The organism is Vogesella mureinivorans, assembly GCF_007644035.1.
Classification (GTDB): domain Bacteria; phylum Pseudomonadota; class Gammaproteobacteria; order Burkholderiales; family Chromobacteriaceae; genus Vogesella; species Vogesella mureinivorans.
The window spans coordinates 1-277 of the sequence record NZ_VMTV02000041.1 but is presented as its reverse complement, the minus strand read 5'-3'; the positions used below and the strand labels follow the sequence as shown (position 1 = coordinate 277).

Here is a 277-nt window from a genome sequence, read left to right as displayed (position 1 = left end):
ATCGAAGCGCGTTTCGATCCGCACTTCCGGCGTGCCGCTCTGCGCGTACCAGCGCTCGAACTGCACGAGATCGCGACCGCTGGCTTCGCGCATGGCATCGAGGAAGGCATCGACGCTGGCGGCCTTGCCGTCCCAGCGCGCGAAGTAGAGATCGCAGCCGCGGCGGAAGATCGCCTCGCCCAGCAGGGTGTGCAGCATGCGCACCACCTCGGCGCCCTTCTCGTAGACGGTGGCGGTGTAGAAGTTGTTGATCTCGCGGTAGCTGTCGGGCCGCACC

General features: G+C 66.8%; 1 protein-coding gene. It reads right to left on the bottom strand.

Translation table 11 applies throughout. The annotated features are described in order from the left end of the window. Window positions 1–277 (bottom strand): M1 family aminopeptidase (locus FLQ44_RS01015; protein ID WP_276607817.1); only part of this gene is annotated, 277 nt, incomplete at both ends.